Here is a 17560-nt window from a genome sequence, read left to right as displayed (position 1 = left end):
GAAGCATATGAACAACGAGTGGGTAGTAATAAAAAAGAAGGTATTACAATATTGTATTTCATGTTTATCGTCTATTGAATCGGAAGGAGTTCCCATTGAACAATTTATGGGTGAATTTATTACTAAAGGCACCGAAATGTTTGAATCTGAGGAAATAGTATTTGGTGAAAAAGAAATTGTTCAACATCATATTCCTGATGTATTGAGTACTTTTATTTATGGTCTTGATATCCCAAATGCAATTAAGGAATTTGAAAGGGAGAAAACCGAAAAGCACTTTAAATGCCTTTTAGGAGCCTATTATAAGGATGTACTGTTGGGGATATTTTGCCAGAAAGAAGGGTTGTTTTTAGCAGGAAAATTACATACAGATATTTCTCTGTCAGTTATTTTATGCGCCGGATTCTTTAATGATAAATTAAATATGATTGCCGAGCATTTGGATAGTTATTTATCGGCTAACTCGCAAAAAATCTTTGGTTATTCCATTCAATCTGAATATGGCCGTTCAAGTATCTTATATTTAGCTGCATTTATATTAGGTATTTTTGGAAATGCTGAAGCGAAAGAGAAAATTCTTAAATTTTGTACCCCTCCTCATCCAGCATATATCACTGCGACAGACAATTTATATTCAGATGATGCGCAAATCGTTAATGATTGGGTAAATCAGTTAGCAGAGTTTCATATAAGTAATAGCAAAGAAGACCATACATTTGCATTTAATCGAGAGTACTGGCAATATTTTCCTGTAGAAATTATAGCACTACTTCAATTACGTTCTCAAAAAGGCTTACCTATTGATTTTATTACGCATCCTTTGTTAAAAGATTTTCTACCTTTTATAGCGCAACAACTTCCTATTCCATTGGATGAAACAACCCAACAACTGGAAAAACGGATTTTAGAAAAATAGAGCTGTGATAAACTGGGGCAATATTTTAATTAAAAAAGCAATAAATAACTATAGTGAAAACATTGAAATCAAGAGGGTAGATGCCAAAAAGAACTCCGACTTAATTTCTTTAAGCGAAGCATAAAACCAACTCCAAAGATTTCTCCATTACGCTACCGATGAAAATCGGTTAGCTTCAGTCGAAATGACGACACTCAATAGAGATTTCTCCATCCGATCGTCCGTCGTTTCGAGCGGAGCGCAGTGAAGTCGAGAAATCTTTATTTAAGAATTTCAGCGTACAAAATAAAATCAAGGATCTGATTAAAGTGCCTGTATTAGACCCGGTATATGTAAAATTTTTTCTTCTCTAAAACTCATTGAAATAAGTGTCACAACCTAAACCCTATCCTGCAACAACAATTTGATTACATTTTTTAGTGCCGGGTTCCGGTTAGATTCTTTCCAGATCATGTAAAGTTCTGTTCTTTGCGGAATATGAGTAAGCTCTACAAACTTTACGTTTTCCTGATAGCCATATTGTAGGGCGGTGGGTACAATGGCAATGCCCAAACCTTCTTCAACCAGTTTGTAAATGGTGAGCGCATTGACTGATTTGTGGTAGGTTTTGGGTTTAAAGCCATGATCCTCGCAAATGCTCATCATTAGGTCGTAATAGAATGGACTGTCATCACTCGAGAAAAATATAAAGGGTTCATTGCCCAATTTTTTTACCGCTTCAAATGATGCCTTTTTCATGGGATGGCTTTTAGGCAATACCAGGGAAAAAGTATCCTGATGGATCATGTGTTTAGAAATGCTGGGTTTAAACTGTTGCATCCTCACAAAACCCATATCAAGCATGTCTTTTTCCAATAGTTCGATCTGTAACTTATTGGGCATTTCATCCAGATTGGTTCTGATCTCCGGAAAATCTTTGTTCAGTTTAAATATAACTTCGGGCACGATTTTTTGTGCTGCTGAGCCTAAAAAACCAATACGGAGTTCGCCCTGTTTGCCTTCATTAATATTGCTGATCTGTTTTTTAATGTTTTCGATATGGCTGAACAGAAAATCTACCTCATTTTTTAGGTACAGGCCTGCTTCGGTAAGCTCCACCTTTTTCTTATTGCGATCGAACAATGGGGCGTTAAAAATTTCCTCCATCTGTTTAATCTGCCGGCTTAGACCTGGTTGAGAAATAAAAAGGCGATCTGCAGCCCTTCTAAACTTCAGTTCCTCGGCCAAAACCTGAAAATATTTTAAGTGCCTAAGTTCTATCTGATAACCCATGGTTATTACATGATGATGTAATTGGTATTTATAGGTATCAAATATAGGGCTTATTTTTGTTTAAAACCTTTTTAACATGAGCGAGCAACAGATTTTTAATTACGGAACAGATCATTTAACCGCTAAACTGGCTTTGGCCATCAGCAATGGCGAAATAAAAGGAATATTGAGGCAGAATACCCGCGATAAAGTACTGGAAAGTAGTAAGGTAGTTGAACGGATAGCGGTTTCAGGTAAAGCCGTTTACGGCATTAATACCGGTTTCGGACCACTGTGTACCTCCATGATTTCGGCGGTTGATACCCGTAAATTACAAGAGAATATTTTGAAAAGTCATGCTGTTGGTGTTGGAGAGCCGATAGATAGTGAAATATCAAAACTAATGTTGGTTTTAAAACTACAGGCTTTAGCGCAGGGATATTCAGGTATTAAAATTGAAACGCTCGATCGAATGATCTGGTTTTTAGAAATCGGTGCTATACCGGTAGTGCCCAAACAAGGCTCTGTTGGCGCCTCCGGTGATCTTGCTCCTTTGTCTCACCTCTTTTTGCCTTTAATTGGCTTAGGAAAAGTTCATTACAAAGGTGAAATTATTGCTACAGCTCAGCTTTTAGAAGAATATCAGATGAGTCCGTTGCAGTTGGGTCCAAAAGAAGGCTTGGCCCTCATTAATGGCACCCAGTTTATTGCTGCGCATGCCGTTAAAGTGGTGCAGCGATTAGAAAATGTGCTGGCTTCAGCCAATATCATTTCGGCGATGATGATCGAAGGGTTACAAGGCTCTGAAAAACCTTTTCATGCACAGCTTCATCAGCTTAGGCCTTATCCGGCAAATATTGCGGTTGCCGGGCAAGTACGTAAACTGTTGCAAGGTTCTGAAATTATGAAATCGCATGCTGATTGCGCCAAGGTACAGGATCCATATTCGTTAAGGTGTATCCCACAGGTACATGGAGCTTCCAGAACGGCATGGATGCATTTAAAAGAAGCTTTAGAAATTGAACTGAATTCGGTAACCGATAACCCTGTAATATTTAATGACGATTTAACGATCAGCGGTGGTAATTTTCATGGTCAGCCACTGGCCTTACCGCTCGATTATGCCTGTTTAGCCGCTTCAGAAATCGGAAACATCAGCGATCGGAGGATTTATCTTTCCCTGGAAGGAAATACGCCAGGCGTACCTAAACTCCTGATGAAAGAAACCGGATTGAATTCGGGTTTTATGATTGTTCAATATACCTCTGCTGCTTTGGCCAGCGAAAATAAAGGACTTTGTTTTCCGGCAAGTGCCGATAGTATTCCAACGTCTTTAGGTCAGGAAGATCATGTGAGTATGGGTTCAATCAGCGGACGTAAAGCCTTGCAGGTGATCGAAAACGTAGAGAAAATCCTGGGTATCGAGCTGTTCTGTGCCGCACAGGCCATTGATTACCATCATCCATTAAAACCGGGTAAAATACTGGCTGCAGTACACGATTTTGTGCGTACCGAAATTGATCATTTTGAAGAAGATCAGATTATGTACGATAGGATGGAGAATGCCATTAGAATGGTACAAAAAGGTGAAATTGTTGCCATTGCAAACGAGGCAGAATCAACATTGGATTAAGCGTTTAAATTGTAAAAAATGGATTTTAAAGCACAGATACTGGCAGGTATTCCTTCAACATTGCCTGCACACAAAAACAGAAATACCGAACTAAGCCATGCGCCTGTAAGGAAGGATGTTTTAAATGCAGATGAAAAAAAACTGAGCATTAAAAATGCCTTGCGTTATTTTCCAAAAGCATGGCACCAGGTGCTTGCGCAAGAATTTTTGGCTGAACTGGAAAACTACAGACACATTTATATGTACCGTTTTATGCCCGATTATACTATTTATGCGAGAGACATAACGACGTATCCCTGCCGTACTGTTCATGCTGCGGCAATTATGCTCATGATCCAGAATAATTTAGATCCGGCAATTGCACAGCATCCTGAAGAACTGATTACTTATGGCGGAAATGGAAGTGTATTCCAAAATTGGGCACAGTATCTTTTAACAATGCAATACCTGGCTACGATGACCGATCAGCAGACGCTGAATATTTACAGCGGGCATCCACAGGGCCTATTCCCATCAAGTACTGCTGCACCTCGGGTAGTGGTAACCAATGGGATGATGGTGCCCAATTATTCTTCACCTGAGGATCTTGAAAAGTTTAGCGCTTTAGGGGTAACTCAATATGGCCAGATGACGGCAGGTTCGTACATGTATATAGGGCCCCAGGGCATTGTTCATGGTACGGCCATTACCTTAATGAATGCTTTCCGCAAAAAGGGTTTTTATGGCAAGGATACTGCAGGTAAAGTTTTTCTTACTGCAGGATTAGGTGGTATGAGCGGCGCACAAACCAAGGCGGGCAATATTGTGGGCTGTATTACGGTGTGTGCAGAGGTAAATCCTAAGGCTGCAACCAAAAGGCACCAACAAGGTTGGGTAGATGAACTTATCGATAACTTAGGTGAATTGGTTAACCGTGTAATACTTGCCCAAAAGGGAAAAGAAACGGTATCTCTGGCATACATTGGCAATATCGTTGATGTTTGGGAGCGGTTTGATCAGGAAAATATTGAAGTGGCCATTGGTTCTGATCAAACTTCATTACATAATCCATATTCTGGAGGCTATTATCCGGTAGGTTTAAGTTTTGTTGAAGCAAATGAAATGATGGCCAATGCTGCTGATCGGTTTAAAGTCTATGTTCAGGATTCGTTAAAAAGGCATGCCGCCAGTGTTAACAAACATACTGCTAAGGGAACTTATTTTTTCGATTATGGGAATGCCTTTTTGTTGGAGTGCAGTAGGGCGGGTGCTGATGTAATGTCTTCAAATGGGGTAGATTTTAAATATCCATCTTATGTAGAAGACATTTTAGGTCCATTGTGTTTCGATTATGGTTTTGGCCCATTTAGGTGGGTTTGTGCCTCAGGTAACGAAAAGGATCTCGATTTAACCGATCAAATGGCTAAAGAGGTGATGGAGGAGATTAAACTTGGTGCCCCGGCAGAAATACAACAACAATTGCAGGATAATATCAATTGGATCAGTGCAGCAAAGGAAAATAAACTTGTAGTAGGCTCAAAAGCCCGGATTTTATATGCAGATGCTGAAGGAAGAGCAAAGATTGCACTGAGGTTTAATGAAGCGATTAATACCGGCCAATTATCGGCACCAGTTATTCTTGGGAGAGATCATCATGATGTAAGCGGAACGGATTCTCCATTTAGAGAGACGAGCAATATTTACGATGGAAGCAGGTTTACCGCAGATATGGCTATTCATAATGTAATTGGCGATAGTTTTAGGGGCGCCACATGGGTTTCGATCCACAATGGTGGTGGCGTTGGCTGGGGGGAAGTAATAAACGGTGGTTTCGGGATGGTATTGGATGGAAGCGAACAAGCTGCTGAAAAACTACAAAACATGCTTTTTTATGATGTAAACAACGGCATTGCCAGAAGAAGCTGGGCACGAAATAAAGAAGCCCGTTTTGCCATCGAACGCGAAATGGAACGGACTGGTACTTTAAAAATTACACTGCCGAATTTGGTTGATGATGAGGTTTTGGAGGGATTACAGATAGATTAAAGTTTTATAAAAGAAAACCGCCTTTTTGTCATTCTGAACGCAGTGAAGAATCTTTTCATGTAACAGCACATACAGAAGAGAAAGATTCTTCGTTTCACTCAGAATGACAAAAAAATATAGATCGTGCAAATTCCGTAACGACCATTTTTCCAGAAAAAACTTAGCTCACTTTGCGAAAACCTTAGTGATCTTTGCGGTAAAAAGCTGTGCTAATTAACCCAATGGCAAAGTAAAATGAAAAACGGAACCTTTACCTTCTTCGCTTTCTGCCCATATCTGGCCGCCATGTCTTTCAATAATTTCGGCGCTTAAGTAAAGCCCGATTCCAAAGCCCGAAATGGTATGGTTACCCTGCACGCGGTAATAACGTTCGAAAAGTTTATCAATATCTTCCGGCTTTATACCTATTCCCTCATCTTTAATCTGAATTTCAACCTCAGTATCGTGCAATTTGCAGGTAATCTCGATACGTGTACCATTGTCTGAGTATTTTAAACCATTGCTGATGAGGTTAGAAAGCACATTCCCGATTTTATTCCGATCGGCATTGATGTTGACCTCGCATGTTGGGTTTAATATAATTTGATGCGAAGATTGTGACACATAAGTTTCTTCGATGGTTTCTTTCAGCAGCTCATCTAAGCTAAAGTTTGTTTTTTCGATAAGCAGCTTGCCCGATTCTAAACGGGATACATTTAAGAAACCATTAATCATGGCGGTCATTTTCCTGATCTGGCTGTGCGCCTTATCTAAAGCGATAATGGCATAATTATCTTCATCTTTTTTTGCTTTGCGCTGCAAGACCTGCACAAAACCATTAATTGCAGTTAGCGGTGTTTTTAACTCGTGACTTACCATTCCAATGAAGTCGTTTTTTCGAATCTCATCTAATTTTTGCTCCGTAATATCGATGAAAAGGCCAGAATACTCCGTTGGGTTTCCTTGTTGGTCTAAAAATACACGCCCGGTTGCTCTAACCCATTTTTCCTGCCCGTTGATTAAATTGTTAATCGGGTATTCCATATCGCTAGGTGAATGGTTTTTCATGGCATTATCCAGCGCCGAAATAAGCATGTTATGGTAATCCGGATTCACGGCCTTCGTAATCATATCCATTTCTGCAGGTTTATCCAAAGGCAAGCCCAGCAGGTCCTTAACAAAGCTCGACATGGTAACTTCAAGTGTTTTCGGATTTATGCTCCAAGTACCCATTCTGCCGGTTTCTATCGCCTGTCTGAGTTTTTCCTCACTGTCTGATAGTTTGTTGGTGTACTTGATCAGGTCATCATGCGTTTTAGCAAGTTCTTCATTTGTAGTGGCCAGCTCTTCGTTTGCTGCTGCCATTTCCATATTTATACCTTGCAGTTCTTCCTGATAAAGTTTTCGCTCTGTAATATCAGGACTTACCGTAGCAATGGCAACTATTTCATCGGTTTCATTTCGAATGGCAAAGCCATTCCATTCAATCCAAAAAGGATGTCCTGTTTTTTCATTCCAGAATCGAATCTCCTGTCTGAAGGTATTATTCTTTAAAATCTCGGGTAGAATTTTCTCCGCCATTAATCGATCCTCAGGAAAAACACAATCTAAGATTGTTCTGTTCGAAATGCCGGACCAACCTAGTTTTTGTAATGCGGCAGGATTTAGGTATTGGATTGACATGTCCAATTCGGCAATGCCTATAAATTCTGAACTCGCCTCTATAAGTTTGTTTAGATTAAGTCGCTCTATTTCAATTAACTTCCGTTCTGTAATGTCAATGCAGGAGCTAATGTAACCAGCAAATGAGCCATCGGCATGAAAACGTGGAGGGCCGCTAGCCAGCAACCATCTGTAGTCGCCTTTTTTGGTGAGTATTCTAAATTCGCCGGTAAAAGGTTTTTTTTCGGCAAGGGCCGAAAGGTAAATATTTATATACCTATCCCTGTCTTCAGGATGAATTAAATCTGCCCAGCCAAAGTCGAGCAGGTCTTTCATCGATCGGCCCGTGAGTTTTACCCACGATTTATTAAAATAAACGGCATTTCCACTTTCATCAGCAACAGCAATAAAAATATCGGTTCCTTCTGCCATGGTCCTAAAACGTTTTTCGCTTTCCGAAAGCTGGTTAAAGCGCTCAACAACCCTTAATTCCAGTTCGTTGTTTAAAACGTGCAGCGTTTCTTGTGTTTCCTGGAGTTCTTCATTGGTGGCCACAAGCTCTTCATTGGTTGTGGCAAGTTCTTCTACTGTTGCCGCCAGTTCTTCGTTTAAAGTTTGCTCGCGTTGTAACGCCTCTTCTCTTTCAAGCGCCTGTTCCACAGCCTGCTGTCTAAATACCCGCTCGCTTACATCAATTGCCGTATGTAAAATGCAGATGGTTTTACCCGCATCGTTTTTTATCGCCCGGTATTCAAAATCAAAATAAAATGTTTGCAGTTTACCGTCGATCACCAAATCCGCTGCGGTATCTTTTCCTGAGATAACTAAGCCTTCTAACCAAACTTTCCTGAACATCTCAATAAAAGGCTGTCCCCTTAACTCTGGTAAGGCGTCTTCCAGCGATTTTCCGATCACGCTCCTGTCTTTTCCCCAAATGCTGAGCATTGCATCATTTGCCGCCTGAATTATGGCCGTTTCGCCAACATGAACAGCTGTGGCCGTATGGGTCAAATTAAAAACTTCTAATAATTGATCGCTACTTAAGAGGTGATTAGGATAACTCATTATGGAAGCTTAAAGTATTATCTGAAATAATTATTTATCTATTGTCTAAGCAAAATTAAATCAGGGATCTAACCTGATCATTTTCAATATAAACTATATACTAACCATAACCTCCTTAAAAAGTTTTTTAATGATGTGGATTTCTGACGCATACTGGGTGTTTTTCCTACAACCAAAATATAAAGTGTTTGTCAGTTTTGAGGTGCCTTCCCAAATTACTTTTACTTTTCCTTCTTCAACTTCTTTTTTGCAAAGAAAATCGGGTATGATAGCCAGGCCTTTTCCTCCAGATAAGCAGCGCACAATCGAATTGAGGTTAGGTACAATGTAATTAGGGCGAAAATCGGCATGCTTGCCAAAGTTAAGCTGCCAGAAACGTAGAAGGTGCTCCATATCGCCAGCTGTTCCATACCATTTTTGCTGTTTTAACCAGGCTTCCATTCCGGCTAAATCTTTCTTTTTAACTAACGAATCAAAAGTTTGCCCATCAGTTTCTATTCCACCCACTAAAACAATGGTTTCGGAAGAAAAAGCCTCGTGTTCTACATTAGCAGAATTGCCTTTTTGTGGGGTGATAATCAGGTCTAAAATACCTTTATCCAATTGGTCTAACATTTCAGGATATTCGCCAAAACGGATAATCACATTAAAAGGAAGTGTAGAAATATATTGTTCGAGCGTAATCTGAAAAGTTTCGAAACACATGCCTACGCTAATGGTTGGTGTATGTTTTTCTGTGCTTTTTTGAAAATGTTTTTCGGCATCCTCAAGTTTTGTAAGCGGCTCTACAATGAAATTATAAAGCACTTTCCCTTTTTCGGTGGGAATCATCTTCCTGCCCGTACGTTCGAACAACTTATAGCCGACGTAACTTTCTAAAGAACTTAAATGCAAACTTACCCCAGGCTGCGAAATAAACAGGTTCTCTGCCGCACCGGTTAAGGTCCCTGTTTTATAAATTGCCTTAAAACTTCTGTACCATTCTAAATTAACCATAATCTTTCTATTATAATTCTGATACAAAGCTATGAATTAACTTGTTTTAATAATAGATTTAGGCGCTGTAATTTTGTCTTATCAAAAAAGAAAAACGAAATGACAAAAATATTCATCATCAACGGAGGACAAAAGTTTGGTCACTCAGGCGGCAGATTTAACGAAACAATAGCTGATGCTACAGCCAGTTTCTTTTCCTCATTGGCAGATTTCGAAGTGAAAACAACTAACATCAATCATGATTACGACCCGAAAGAGGAAGTAGAAAAATATGTTTGGGCAGATGTTGTAATTTACCATACACCCATCTGGTGGTTTCAGTTACCATATGGGTTTAAACAATATATCGATGTTGTGTTTACCGAAGGGCATAAAAAAGGAATTTATGTAAGTGATGGCCGTAAAGCAGATAATCCGACAAGAAACTACGGCACCGGAGGGATGTTGCATGGCCGTAAGTACATGGTAACATCATCGTGGAACGCACCCAAAGAAGCATTTACCTTACCTGAAGAATTTTTTATGGAAACCAGTGTAGATGATGGTGTATTATTTGGTTTTCATAGAATGAACGCTTTTACCGGAATGGAACGCATAGATGGCATCCATTTTCACGATGTAGAAAAGAATGCAGATATTAGAAGTGCACTTAAATTGCATGAGGAACATTTAACCCAAAATTTTTTAAATACAGCAGTATATGAGCATTTATCTAACAGCAATTGTTAAAAGTAAGAAAGAAACCACAGCGGCATTAAGAACTATGCTGCTGGATATGGTTGTAAATTCCCGCAAAGAGGAAGCCTGCATTCAGTATGATCTGCATGAATCTGCAGTTGATAATACTTTTATTTTTCAAGAGGAATGGAAAGATCAGGCAGGTTTGGATCTCCACGATCAGCAGTCTTATATTTTAGCCTTTGTAGCGCAAGCAGATATGTTAACGGATGGTATTGTAATTTATAAAACAGAAAAACTGGCCTGATTACAGTTTTGCACGCCTGGCTGTTAACGAAGAACCCGTAGAAGCAATAACAACGAAAGCCACGGCAAAACACTCTTTTAAAGTGAGGTATTCTTGTAAAAAAACGAGTGCAGCTAATGAAGCCATGGCGGGTTCGAGGCTCATTAAAATACTGAAAGTCCGGGCAGGGAGCTGCTTAAGGGCTCTCATTTCGAGGGTAAATGGGATGGCGCTTGATAGTAGAGCAAGCGCTGCTCCTAAGCCCAGTAATTTCGGATTAAGGCCACTTAAACCGTCGCTAAAAATACCAAATGGCAAGATGACTATAGTAGCGAATAACATTCCAATGGCAACAGCATCACCACCTTTCATTATTTTTGAGATCCTACCACCCAGTATAATATAGGCTGCCCAAAAAATGCCTGCTAAAAGTGCCAGTAATGCACCGACAACATTTAGTCCTGTACTGGTCCAGGGGGCAATTAGTGCGATGCCGGCTGCGGCCAGTATTACCCAAAGGAAATCTATAGGTTTTTTAGATCCAAAAATAGCCAGGCCCAATGGGCCAACAAATTCTAAAGTTACGCCTAAACCAATCGGAATTCTTGCTATGGCCATATAGAAAACCATATTCATTACCCCTAAGCAAACACCGTATAGGGTAACATATTTCCATTGTTTGGCATTTAATTTAAATAGGTTTGGCCTAAAAGCGATTAATAAGATGATCGCTGATAAACCGATCCGTAACGATGCGGTAGCAGCAGCACCAATTTGTGGGAAAAGCCCTTTTGCAATTGCCGCCCCACACTGCACACTGATAATAGACAGTAAAACGGCCGGTATGGGTGGGATATTGATTTTGCTTTTCATTCGGTTCTCGTAAATGAGGCGCAAAATTACGGAATTATAACCTGCCAATATTTTAAAATACAAAAAGGGAGAATCAGATTACGCTAATTCTCCCTCTAAATTAAATTTTTAGGCTATTAACAAAAAAGCTCCTGTTCATCTCTATTTTCGGTAGGAATCTTCTTTAAGAAATCATCAAATGCCGGTCCTTCATTATCAGAATAGATACCGTAAGCATCTAATATATACCCAATATTTTTTTCCTGATCTTCTACCAGATACAATACTGAATTGTCTGCAGGGTCTGAGTCTCCTTCAAACCGATAAGTTTTAACAATGGTTAGATCTTCGGGTTTATAAATTTTTCCGAGCGATTTACTTTGCATCTTACCATGATCAGAAATTTTTAATTCGTTATCTTTTCCTTTCAGCCTCAATTTCTCCAAAATTTGACTTAAAGTGTTCATTGCAATTGGCTGTTCCATAGTTATACGATTTTATACTGATTAAACAAGTGGCATTTAAAATGGTTTTCAGATCCTTCTTTTTAAAGCAAACCAAATGATTGTCAATCTGTTTCATATCTAAACTAAATTTTTAGAAAATGAAAAAATATCTTTTAAGCTTAGCTATTGCAGGCGTAGCACTTATCAGTGGTTGTGCCAAAACCGACAAAGAAATTGCCCAGGCCACTTTGACTGAAACAGCTGATCATACAAAAACCATTGGAACAGCAAAGTTTTACGAACTAAGTGATGGAAAAATTAAAATGGATATCGAGATGAATTTTGCTGCACGTGCAGACAGTAATGTTGCGGTCCACTTTCACGAACATGGCGATTGTGGCAATATGGGCGAAAATACACACGGCCACTGGAACCCAACTAAAGAAGCTCACGGCAAATGGGGATCTGCCAATTATCACAGCGGTGACATTGGCAACATCATGTTAGATAATAAAGGTCATGCCACGCTTTCGGTTACTACCGATAGATGGAGCATTAAGGATGGCGATATTAAAAATATTATCGGTCGTGGAATTATTGTACATGGTGGTACCGACGATTATACTACACAACCAACTGGTAACTCAGGTCCAAGGGTGGGTTGCGGTGTAATTGAAGCAGTGAAGTAACATTATATTAATATGATCGTCATTGCGAGAAGGCTTTTTCAGCCAACGAAGCAATCTTAATGCGGTAGTCATAAATCCAAAGTTGTAAGATTACTTTCCCGAACATTCGGGATTCCTCCTCGCAATGACGACTTTTCTTAAGCGGTTAAATTTTTAATCGCTTTTTTTATGCAATTTGATAAGGCTTGTCATCATCATTAAAAACCTAAATTATTATGGCAACTCTAAACGAATCTCAAAGCGGCAAGGCTGTGAAAGGAAGAACCAAAAAACCAGCTCCAAGGGTAGATCTTACCGCAATGGTTGATCTGATGTTTTTATTAACTACATTTTTTATGCTCACCACTTCGTTGGGATCTTTAAATGCGGCAGACATTGCTAAGCCGGATAAAACGGATCCCGCCGTTGTAGAAAATTATCCCGAATCACGTACCATGACCATCCTGCTCGGCAAAAACAACAAGGCCGTTTGTTACATGGGTACAATAGAAAAGGCAGATATGCACATTATATCTGTGGCAAATATTCAAAAAGAAATTAGTAAAAATGAAAAACTGGTTGCAGAAACCCATCAGCAAAATCCGGCGAAATACATGATCGTCATTATCAAGCCAGCTAAAACGGCCAAGTTCCAAAATTTTGTTGATGTAATTGATGAAATGAAAATTGCCAATATTAAATCCTATGCCATTGACGACGATCATATCGCAGAAAAAGAGATAACATTTATGAAAATGAACGGTATCTAACCAAGCTGTTTTTTTTAAAGCAGACTAATAAAAATCAGCGAATAAAAAGAATGCAAGGCGGTTTCAGGCTAATGAATAAATTGAATATGAAAACTAATACCCTAGTTTTTTGGTAGTGATTGCGTTTATTGTGTGATGGAGGCATTTTTTTGGGGTTATTAACGAGTCGTTACGTTTTTGTTAGGTGTTTAATACTACATCGGTATAGCTAATATTATTACATTCGTTGAAGTGTTTGGCCAAGCATCAGGCGCATCCCGAAAAGCCTTCAAAAGAGTAGGGATCTTAAAACTCAAAAAAAATCTAGTATGAAAAGTTTAGAATTAAAAAATCTTGGTGTTAAAGAAATGAACACAACTGAAATGTCACAAGTTGAAGGTGGTGGTATTGTTAACAATACATTAAACGAACTTTTAGCTTCTCTTTCAGGAACTTTAAATGCAGTTGGTGCAGACACTTCAGCATTTTTAAGCAAAACAGTAACCAATGTTTTGAAACTTGTTTGGAGTCTATAAGCAATTTATTGTATCCGCTGTCCTGGTTTCCAGAATAGCGGATGCTTTACGATTTCAACACTATGGCGCTAACCAGTTACTCTACAGAAAGAATTTCAAATACCGCTCTCGTTTACCGTTCCCAAATTAGTAAATCAAGCCAGTTAATTTATATCGTTGCCGTGGCAGCCATTTTAATTGTTTTGATTGCCCTTCCATTTGTTAAAATACCTATTAGTATAAATGGGACAGGCGTTTTACAATCGACCATCGAAAAAACAGAACTTATTGTACCGGTTAATGGCCGGTTAATACAGTACAAACTTTCGGATAATAAAAGACTTAAGCAGGGCGATACGCTCTTAGCCATTGATGCGGGTTTACCCAAACAACAGGATGCCTTGGTTGAAACCCGCAAAATCCAGATCACCCATTTTTTACAGGACATTAGCACGCTGTTATCATTTAACGGGGGATCATCAAATTTGCAAAGCGGCCAATATGTGGCTTCTTGGCAACAATATGTGCAGGAGTCAAAAAATGCTGGTATTGCAAAAAGACAGGCCGCGAGCAATTTTGCGCGCTATAGTAAGCTCTATCAGAATAAAGTACTTACACAATCAGAATACGAAAAATACAAATACGAGCTAGAGCAGGCCGAATCGGTTTACTTAATGGTGCGTACCAAATATAAAACCCAATGGCAAACCGAAGCCAATGGTTACCGGAATGAGCTGCGCCAACTTTCGGGCCAGCAGGCAGAGCTTAATGAGCAGAAAAAACAATACGTATTACGTGCGCCGATAGATGGTTCAGTTCAGAATTTAGTCGGTTTGCAGAATGGCGCATACGTATTTGCCAACCAAAAAGTAGGAGAGGTTTCGCCCGATGCGGGTTTGGCCGCCTACTGTTATATCAATCCTTCAGATATTGGCCTCATTAGAAAAGGACAGGAAGTGCATTTTCAGATCAATGCCTATAATTATAACCAGTGGGGTTTGGCAGTAGGTAAAGTGATCGATATTTCAGACGATATTGTGATCTTAAATGGTAACCAGCCTGCTTTTAAGGTAAAGTGTTTAATGGATAAAAATTTTTTGATGCTTAAAAACGGTTACAAAGGATACCTCAAAAAAGGAATGAATTTTACGGCTCGTTTTAAAGTAACCGACCGCAGTTTATATCAATTACTTTATGATAAGGTAGATGATTGGGTTAATCCGAATTTAATCCAAAAAACATAGAAGCAATGAGTACAAAAGTTAAGCAACGAGATATAACAGATTGTGGTGCGGCTTGTCTGGCTTCAATTGCTGCTCATTATAAATTGGATTTGGCCGTTGCCCGCATCAGGCAGCTTGCCGGAACCGATAAAAAAGGTACAACCGTTTTAGGACTTGTTGAAGCGGCCCAAAAATTAGGATTTGAAGCGAAAGGAGTAAAGGCACCTTTTGACAGTTTATTTAAAATACCTACGCCCGCTATAGCACATATCATTGTGAATGATATCCTTCAGCATTATGTAGTGATTTACAAAGTAAACAGTAAGTTTATAGAGGTGATGGACCCTATAGATGGGAAAGTGCACCGTAAAACGCATGATGAATTCAAAAAGGAATGGACTGGTGCTTTAGTCTTATTGTTGCCATCAGAAGACTTTCAGATCGGCAATGAAAAAAAATCAATCCAGGGTAGATTTTGGAGTTTGATCAAACCGCACAAAGGCATTCTGACGCAAGTTTTATTTGGTGCTATTGTTTATACTGTACTGGGTTTATCCACCTCTATTTTTGTTCAAAAACTAGTTGATTTTGTGCTGGTAGATGGTAACCATAATCTGCTAAACCTGATGAGCATAGCCATGATGGTTATTCTTTTGGTACAGCTGTTTATTGGCTCTGCAAAAACAATTTTTACCTTAAAAACTGGCCAGTTAATCGATTCGCAGCTTATTTTAGGCTACTACAAACACCTGCTCCGTTTGCCACAGCAGTTTTTTGATACCATGCGGGTGGGCGAAATTATTTCGAGGATTAATGATGCGGTAAAAATCAGAACATTTTTAAATGATGTATGCGTAAATTTTGTAGTCAACATTTTTATTGTTTTCTTCTCGTTCATCATGATGTTTACCTACTACTGGAAATTGGCACTCATCACGCTTACGGTTATCCCGTTATACCTAATAATCTATGTAATTACCGATAAATTTAACAAACGTACGCAACGGAGGTTAATGGAAGATGCTGCCGAGCTCGAATCGCAGTTGGTAGAGAGCTTAAACGCTGTAGGTACCATTAAACGTTTCGGCTTAGAAGATCATGCCAACGATAAAACCGAAACCCGTTTTATTAAGTTGCTCCAGGCAGGTTTTAAATCGAATATAAATGCCGTTGTATCAGGAACTTCTACCGAGTTTATTTCGCGCATGATTACCATTGTATTGCTTTGGGTGGGTGCAGGTTATGTGTTAAGCAATTCGATCACCCCTGGAGAGTTATTGTCGTTTTATACGTTGATCGGTTATTTTACAGGCCCAGTATCTTCTTTAATCGGAATGAACAAAACCGTACAGGATGCGGTAATTGCTGCCGACAGGTTATTCGAGATTATGGATCTGGAGCGTGAAAGTGATGAGAACCAGATTGAACTGAGTGCCGATAAAATCGGGGATATTCATTTCGAAAATGTTTCATTCCGCTATGGGGCAAGACTACCCGTTTTCGAAAATCTGAATTTAACCATTCCACAAGGTAAATTTACAGCCATTGTTGGCGAGAGCGGATCAGGAAAATCAACTTTAATGTCGATCCTGCAGAATATTTATCCGATACAGGCCGGCAATGTGCGCATTGGTAGATATGATCTGAAATACATTACCAATTCGTCGCTTCGTAGAATGGTATCGGTTGTGCCTCAGCAGATCGATTTATTTGCTGGTAACGTAATCGACAATATTGCCATTGGCGAAGAAGAACCCGATATGCAAAGGATTATTGATATTGCCACTAAGCTGGGTTTAATTGGTTTTATTGAGGCTTTACCTAAAGGCTTTCAGACTTATTTGGGCGAAAACGGTACATCTTTATCAGGCGGACAAAGACAGCGGATTGCCATTGCAAGGGCTTTATACCGCGATCCGGAAATTCTGATTTTAGATGAAGCTACTTCATCGCTCGATTCGGTTTCGGAGCAACATGTACAACGGATGATCGAACTTTTAAAAGCTGAACAGAAAACGGTAATCGTAATTACGCACCGATCGAGCACGTTGAACAATGCCGATAAAATTATTGTACTCGATAAAGGTTTAGTGGTTGAACAGGGCAGCCATCAGGAACTGAAATACCATTTGGCCTAAACTTACGAAGTCTACCAAGACTGTAGCGCAGGCTGACTTCGTAAGTCTAGCAAGGAGGAGTTTGAGTTATTTTTTTGGAAAGCAATTGCAGAAGCTCTTTTTAATGTCAGTCCTGCTTTTCATTACAAGTCCGCTCCCGGTGAAGGACCGGGCTTACGGGCTTTTCATTTCAATCAGGTTTAGGTAGGTTAGGCCCTTGCTACTATTACCGGAAGTATGCACAGTTTCAGTGTATTTATTTCTTAGGGGATTATCTCCCTAAGAACCACCAGCCAAAGTTAAATAAACCTGACAGAAGCGGGCACCGAACGCAGAGAGGTAAAGCGGATGGCGGGGCTTTCGGAGCCAATGTACACAGAACCTTGCTTTTCAAAAAAGTATCAATTAATTTTTCTGTTGCTTGATGGCTCACAAATATTGGAATCGGCCAAGCACAGCCTACTTACGAAGTTTTGCCTACCCACTAGCCCCCTAAACT

The 17560-nt window shown here is 39.6% G+C and carries 15 protein-coding genes; 10 read left to right on the top strand and 5 right to left on the bottom strand.

Annotated features, from left to right (window positions below; genetic code table 11):
- The first annotated feature begins 7 nt into the window (after positions 1-7).
- The gene (locus LQ201_RS11940) at positions 8-916 is read left to right on the top strand and encodes a hypothetical protein (protein WP_230142629.1); all 909 of its coding nucleotides are present in this window, start codon (positions 8-10) and stop codon (positions 914-916) included.
- Between the two features lie 378 nt (positions 917-1294).
- Here the strand turns inward: LQ201_RS11940 and LQ201_RS11935 are convergent, their stop codons facing one another.
- On the bottom strand, positions 1295-2188 hold the full coding sequence (locus LQ201_RS11935) for a LysR family transcriptional regulator (protein WP_230142627.1): 894 nt from the start codon (positions 2186-2188) through the stop codon (positions 1295-1297).
- A 76-nt stretch (positions 2189-2264) separates the two neighbouring features.
- On the opposite strand from LQ201_RS11935, the gene hutH reads away from it, so the two are divergent.
- A complete protein-coding gene (hutH, locus tag LQ201_RS11930) occupies positions 2265-3800 on the top strand; it encodes a histidine ammonia-lyase (RefSeq protein WP_230142625.1) in 1536 nt (511 codons plus the stop codon).
- A gap of 18 nt (positions 3801-3818) precedes the next feature.
- Positions 3819-5825, top strand: coding sequence for a urocanate hydratase (locus LQ201_RS11925; protein ID WP_230142624.1), 2007 nt, complete (start codon positions 3819-3821; stop codon positions 5823-5825).
- Positions 5826-6038: 213 nt separating this feature from the next.
- Here LQ201_RS11925 and LQ201_RS11920 read toward each other — a convergent pair whose 3' ends face one another.
- Both LQ201_RS11920 and LQ201_RS11915 read right to left on the bottom strand, forming a co-directional pair.
- Positions 6039-8531 carry a PAS domain S-box protein gene (locus tag LQ201_RS11920; protein ID WP_230142623.1) on the bottom strand — a complete coding sequence of 831 codons (2493 nt, stop codon included), beginning with the start codon at positions 8529-8531 and terminating at the stop codon, positions 6039-6041.
- Between the two features lie 93 nt (positions 8532-8624).
- The gene (locus tag LQ201_RS11915; protein WP_230142622.1) at positions 8625-9527 is read right to left on the bottom strand and encodes a LysR family transcriptional regulator; all 903 of its coding nucleotides are present in this window, start codon (positions 9525-9527) and stop codon (positions 8625-8627) included.
- A 99-nt stretch (positions 9528-9626) separates the two neighbouring features.
- Here LQ201_RS11915 and LQ201_RS11910 point away from each other — a divergent pair, with 99 nt between their 5' ends.
- Complete coding sequence (locus tag LQ201_RS11910) at positions 9627-10256, top strand: NAD(P)H-dependent oxidoreductase (RefSeq protein WP_230142621.1); 630 nt, start codon at positions 9627-9629, stop codon at positions 10254-10256.
- The gene (locus tag LQ201_RS11905) at positions 10228-10512 is read left to right on the top strand and encodes a putative quinol monooxygenase (protein ID WP_230142620.1); all 285 of its coding nucleotides are present in this window, start codon (positions 10228-10230) and stop codon (positions 10510-10512) included. The genes LQ201_RS11910 and LQ201_RS11905 overlap by 29 nt, the downstream gene beginning before the upstream one ends.
- On the opposite strand, the gene LQ201_RS11900 is transcribed toward LQ201_RS11905, so the two are convergent.
- Together LQ201_RS11900 and LQ201_RS11895 are read right to left on the bottom strand one after the other, a co-directional pair.
- On the bottom strand, positions 10513-11364 hold the full coding sequence (locus LQ201_RS11900; protein ID WP_230142618.1) for a DMT family transporter: 852 nt from the start codon (positions 11362-11364) through the stop codon (positions 10513-10515).
- A 116-nt stretch (positions 11365-11480) separates the two neighbouring features.
- Positions 11481-11828, bottom strand: coding sequence for a hypothetical protein (locus LQ201_RS11895; RefSeq protein WP_230142616.1), 348 nt, complete (start codon positions 11826-11828; stop codon positions 11481-11483).
- A 119-nt stretch (positions 11829-11947) separates the two neighbouring features.
- On the opposite strand from LQ201_RS11895, the gene LQ201_RS11890 reads away from it, so the two are divergent.
- The 5 genes from LQ201_RS11890 to LQ201_RS11870 all read left to right on the top strand — a co-directional run bounded on the left by LQ201_RS11890 (position 11948) and on the right by LQ201_RS11870 (position 17082).
- Positions 11948-12478 carry a superoxide dismutase family protein gene (locus LQ201_RS11890; RefSeq protein ID WP_230142614.1) on the top strand — a complete coding sequence of 177 codons (531 nt, stop codon included), beginning with the start codon at positions 11948-11950 and terminating at the stop codon, positions 12476-12478.
- Positions 12479-12693: 215 nt separating this feature from the next.
- Positions 12694-13227 carry a biopolymer transporter ExbD gene (locus tag LQ201_RS11885; RefSeq protein ID WP_230142612.1) on the top strand — a complete coding sequence of 178 codons (534 nt, stop codon included), beginning with the start codon at positions 12694-12696 and terminating at the stop codon, positions 13225-13227.
- Between the two features lie 308 nt (positions 13228-13535).
- Positions 13536-13742 (top strand): bacteriocin, encoded by a 207-nt coding sequence (locus LQ201_RS11880; RefSeq protein ID WP_230142610.1) that lies wholly within the window; start codon positions 13536-13538, stop codon positions 13740-13742.
- Between the two features lie 41 nt (positions 13743-13783).
- The gene (locus LQ201_RS11875) at positions 13784-14965 is read left to right on the top strand and encodes an HlyD family secretion protein (RefSeq protein WP_230146640.1); all 1182 of its coding nucleotides are present in this window, start codon (positions 13784-13786) and stop codon (positions 14963-14965) included.
- A gap of 5 nt (positions 14966-14970) precedes the next feature.
- Entirely contained in the window at positions 14971-17082 is a 2112-nt protein-coding gene (locus LQ201_RS11870; protein ID WP_230142605.1) for a peptidase domain-containing ABC transporter, read from the top strand.
- Positions 17083-17560 lie beyond the last annotated feature (478 nt).

This window comes from Pedobacter sp. Bi126 (genome assembly GCF_918698245.1).
GTDB lineage: Bacteria > Bacteroidota > Bacteroidia > Sphingobacteriales > Sphingobacteriaceae > Pedobacter.
The sequence above is the reverse complement of the archived record's forward strand: the minus strand, read 5'-3'. Positions and strand labels throughout refer to the sequence as shown.